Annotated in this window: 3 protein-coding genes; 1 reads left to right on the plus strand and 2 read right to left on the minus strand. The window is 68.2% G+C overall.

What is annotated here, in order from left to right:
• Window positions 1-30: 30 nt before the first annotated feature.
• On the minus strand, window positions 31-1134 hold the full coding sequence (locus ACFWGZ_RS39725; protein ID WP_382456755.1) for a sugar ABC transporter substrate-binding protein: 1104 nt from the start codon (window positions 1132-1134) through the stop codon (window positions 31-33).
• A gap of 169 nt (window positions 1135-1303) precedes the next feature.
• Window positions 1304-2407 carry a sugar ABC transporter substrate-binding protein gene (locus ACFWGZ_RS39730; protein WP_382456756.1) on the minus strand — a complete coding sequence of 368 codons (1104 nt, stop codon included), beginning with the start codon at window positions 2405-2407 and terminating at the stop codon, window positions 1304-1306.
• 231 nt (window positions 2408-2638) lie between these two features.
• Here ACFWGZ_RS39730 and ACFWGZ_RS39735 point away from each other — a divergent pair, with 231 nt between their 5' ends.
• Complete coding sequence (locus ACFWGZ_RS39735) at window positions 2639-4342, plus strand: S8 family serine peptidase (RefSeq protein ID WP_382456757.1); 1704 nt, start codon at window positions 2639-2641, stop codon at window positions 4340-4342.
• The last annotated feature ends 30 nt before the right edge of the window (window positions 4343-4372 follow it).

Here is a 4372-nt window from a genome sequence, read left to right on the forward strand (position 1 = left end):
ACCTCGTCGTGCCCGCCACCGGTCCGGGTCTCAGCCCCCGGCGATGTCCTGGCTCGCGCACACCGCCGCGAGGTCGCCCGCGCAGAGCTCCTGCGGCTTGACGATGCCCTCGGTGACGAGCGTCCTGACGGTGTCCTTCTTGATCAGCGTGGCGCCGAGCAGCACCGACTTGATGTCGCGCCGCGAGACGGGGTCGCGCAGGTTGCCGGTCGCGAGGTCGTCGGCACCGTCGAGGTCGCCCTTCGCGACCGCGATGGCGAGCCTGGCGGCGGCCTCCGCCTCGTCGCGCACGGGCTTGTAGACGGTGTTGCACTGCTCGCCGCGCAGGACGGCCCGCAGGCCCTCGATCGTGGCGTCCTGGCCGGTGACCGGGACCTTGCCCGCCAGGTTCTTCTTCTTGAGCACCTCGATGACCGCGCCGGCCAGGCCGTCGTTGGCCGCGACCACGCCGTCGACCTTGCCGCCGTTGCCGTTCAGGATCTCCTCGAACAGCTGTCCGCCCAGGACGTTGTCCCAGTCGGCGACCGCCTGCGTCTTCACGAGCTTGAGCGCGCCGCTGTCGTACTTCGAGGAGAGCTTCGACTTCTGGCCCTGCGTGAAGAGGGTGGCGTTGTGGTCGGTCGGCGCGCCCTCGATCTCGATGATCTGGGCACCCGGCCGCTCGCCGAGGCAGCCCAGCAGGCCGTCCGCCTGGAGCTGGCCGACGTTCACGCTGTCGAAGCCCACGTGGTACTCCGCCGAGCCGCCGAGGGTGACGCGGTCGTAGTCGATGACCGGGATGTTCGCGGCCTTCGCCTTCTTCTGGACCGCGATCCCGCCCGCCGCCGACAACGGCGTGATCATCAGGACCTTCACCTTGCGGCGGATCATCTCGTCGGCGATCCGCTCGAACTTCGCCTCGTCGCCCTCGGCGTTCTCCATGAACGGTTCGATGTCCGCGTAGTTGAACGCCTGCGTGAGCAGAGGACGATCTTGTTCTTCCCAGCGCGCGGAAGTCGTCCGGTCGGGGAGGATCACTCCGACGATCGGTTTCGGACCGCGTGCCGGCAGCGTCGGAGAGCCCTGACCTGCGTCACCGCAGGCGGAGAGCAGAAAGAGCAGGCACACCGACGATGCCATTACCCGTCTTCGCATAAACGCGGAGTCCAACGCTTGAATCTTGTTAAGTCAAGATTTCTTCTCATAACATCACTGTCCGCCGCCGGTCGACTACGCCGCGATTCGCGCAATCACGGCGGCGGTCCGGAGGATTCTCAAGATCGATCTTCGCGGCCTCTCCCGAGAATCCTCCGCACCCGTTCGCTCACCCGCCGACGATGTCCTGGCTCGCGCACACCGCCGCGAGGTCGCCGACGCAGAGCTCCTTCGCCTTCACGACGCCCTCGGTGGCGAGCCTCCGGACGTTGTCCTTCTTGATCAGCGTCGCCCCGAGCAGCACCGACTTGATGTCGCGCCGGGCGACGGGGTCGCGCAGGTTGCCGGTGGCGAGGTCGTCGGCACCGTCCAGGTCGCCCTTCGCGACCGCGATGGCGAGCCTCGCGACCGCCTCCGCCTCGTCGCGCACCGGTTTGTAGACCGTCATGCACTGGTCTCCGCGCAGGATGGCCTGCAGGCCCTCCACGGTGGCGTCCTGCCCGGTGACGGGGACCTTGCCCGCCAGGTTCTTCTTCTTGAGCACCTCGATGACCGCGCCCGCGATGCCGTCGTTGCCCGCGACGACGGCGTCGACCTTGCCGCCGTTGCCGTTCAGGATCTCCTCGAACAGCGGGCCGCCGATGTCGGGTTTCCACCCGTCCACCGACTGGGTCTTCACGAGCTTGAGCGCGCCGCTCTCGTACATGGGGCCCAGCACCGCCTTGTGCCCCTGGGCGAACAGGGTGGCGTTGTGGTCGGTCGGCGCGCCCTCCATCTCGACGACCTGGGCACCCCGCTTGTCCCCGAGACAGCTCAGCATGCCCTCGGCCTGCAGCTGGCCGACGTTCACGCCGTCGAAGCTCACGTAGTACTCCGCCGAGCCGCCGAGGGTCAGCCGGTCGTAGTCGATGACCGGGATGCCGGCCTCCTTGGCCCTCTTCTGCACGGCGAGGCCGCCCGCGGGCGACAGCGGCGTGGTCACGAGGACCTTCACCTTCCGGCGGATCATCTCCTCGGCGATCTGGACGAACTTCGTCTCGTCGCCGTTCGCGTTCTCGATGAACGGTTCGATGTCCGCGTAGTTGAAGGCCTGCGTGAGCAGAGGCCGGTCCTGTTCCTCCCAACGCGTGGAGCTCGTTTGGTCGGGAAGGATTACCCCGACGATCGGTTTGGGACCCCGCGAAGGCAGCGTCAAGGCGCCCCCGCCCTCGTCACCGCAGGCGGAGAGCAGAAAGAGCAGGCATGCCGACGTTGCCATTACCCGTCTTCGCATAAACGCGAAGTTGATCGCTTGATACATGTTCAGTCAAGATTTGTTCTCATAACATCACTGTCCGCTGCCGATCGACTACAGTTCGATTCCGACGAAAGGCGCTGATGCTCGGCGCATTTTCGTGCGAGTGTGTCGGACCTGGGCGACGGCGATCGGGGGCCGGCCCGTGGTGTCGGATCCAGCCCTGACCGGGTGTGAGGAGACAGCTAGGTGAGAACGCGCAGAACCGTGATGGTGGTGGCGGCGACGGTGTCGCTGGTCGCCGCGGGTACTTCGGCGGCGGGGGCCGCGCCGGCCTCGGCTTCGGGGCAGCAGAAGGACACGGAGTACACCGTCCTGCTGGAGAGCCCGGGCAACCGCGACTTCGCGATCGACGCCGTGCGCAGGGCGGGCGGCGAGGTCGTGCGGAGCAACGACGCGATCGGCCTGCTGACCGTCAAGGCGCCCGCGAACGGGTTCGCGGAGAAGGTCTCGGCGTCCAGCGAGGTCGTCGGTGCCGCTCGGTCCAAGCCGATCGGGCACGCCCCGAAGGCCGAGAAGGCCAAGCGGGAGAACGTCGAGAAGGAGAACAAGGCCGCGCAGCCGAACAAGGCTCCCGCGTCCCCGCAGTCGACCGCGGGCATGGACCCGCTCGACGGCGACCTGTGGGGCCTGAACCTGGTGCGCTCCAACATCGCGCGCGCCAAGCAGGCCGGTGACAAGCGCGTGTACGTCGGCATCCTCGACACCGGTGTGGACGGTTCCCACCCGGACATCGCGCCGAACTTCAACAACGAGCTCTCGCGCAACTTCACCATCGACATGCCGAACGACGCCGACGGCGGCGTGTTCGACGGCCCGTGCGAGTTCCGCGGCTGCGTCGACCCGGCCAACTGGGACGACGGCGGCCACGGCACGCACGTCGCGGGCACCATCGGTGCCGCGGCCAACGGCTTCGGCATCTCCGGTGTCGCGCCGAACGTGTCGCTCGTGAACATCCGCGGCGGCCAGGACGCGGGCTCGTTCTTCCTGCAGCCCGTCGTCGACGCCCTCACCTACGGCGCCGACATCGGCCTCGACGTCATCAACATGTCGTTCTACGTCGACCCGTGGTACATGAACTGCGCCAACGACCCCACGGCCTCGGCCGAGGAGCAGCTGGAGCAGCGCACGGTCATCGCGTCCGTTCAGCGCGCGCTGAACTACGCGCACCGCAAGGGCGTCACGCTGATCGGTGCCGCCGGCAACAACCACGAGGACCTGGGCAAGCCGCGCCAGGACGTGCAGAGCCCGAACTACCCGCCCGGCCACGCCCGGCCGCGCCCGATCGACAACGCCACCTGCCTCACCCTGCCGACCGAGGGCGACCACGTCATCTCGGTGTCGGCGCTCGGCCCGTCGACCGGCAAGGCCGACTACTCGAACTACGGCGTCGAGCAGACCGCGGTCTCGGCCCCCGGCGGCTACTTCCGCGACGGCCTCGGCACGCCGTGGTACCGCACCAACGAGAACCTGATCCTGTCCACCTACCCGCGCAACGTCGCTCTCGCCGAGGGCGCGATCGACGAGGCCGGCAACATCACGGAGGCGGGTCTCGCCGCCGGCGTGAAGAAGGCCGTGCAGGGCGACAAGGTCGGCTACTACCAGTACCTGCAGGGCACCTCGATGGCCGCCCCGCACGCCGCCGGTGTCGCCGCGCTGATCGTCAGCCAGTACGGCAAGAAGGACAAGGGCCGTCCCGGCCTGACCCTCGACCCCGACAAGGTCGAGAAGGTGCTCTACAAGACCGCGACGCAGCGCGCCTGCCCGAACCCGCGCACGGTGTCCTACGTCGACGTCGGCCGCACGCCGGAGTTCGACGCCACCTGCGAGGGTGACGCGAAGTTCAACGGCTTCTACGGCCATGGCATCGTGGACGCCTACGGCGCCGTCACCCGCGGTGGCCAGTTCCTGTAAGTCCCAGCTGGACAGCAATCGGCTCCCGGT

The organism is Lentzea sp. NPDC060358 (assembly GCF_042725365.1).
In the GTDB taxonomy this organism is placed as follows: domain Bacteria; phylum Actinomycetota; class Actinomycetes; order Mycobacteriales; family Pseudonocardiaceae; genus Lentzea.

Bases quoted from the DNA above. Each gene is read 5' to 3' on its own strand.
- ACFWGZ_RS39725 (WP_382456755.1), bottom strand. From the start codon at position 1,134: ATGCGAAGACGGGTAATGGCATCGTCGGTGTGCCTGCTCTTTCTGCTC.
- ACFWGZ_RS39730 (WP_382456756.1), bottom strand. From the start codon at position 2,407: ATGCGAAGACGGGTAATGGCAACGTCGGCATGCCTGCTCTTTCTGCTC.
- ACFWGZ_RS39735 (WP_382456757.1), top strand. From the start codon at position 2,639: ATGGTGGTGGCGGCGACGGTGTCGCTGGTCGCCGCGGGTACTTCGGCG.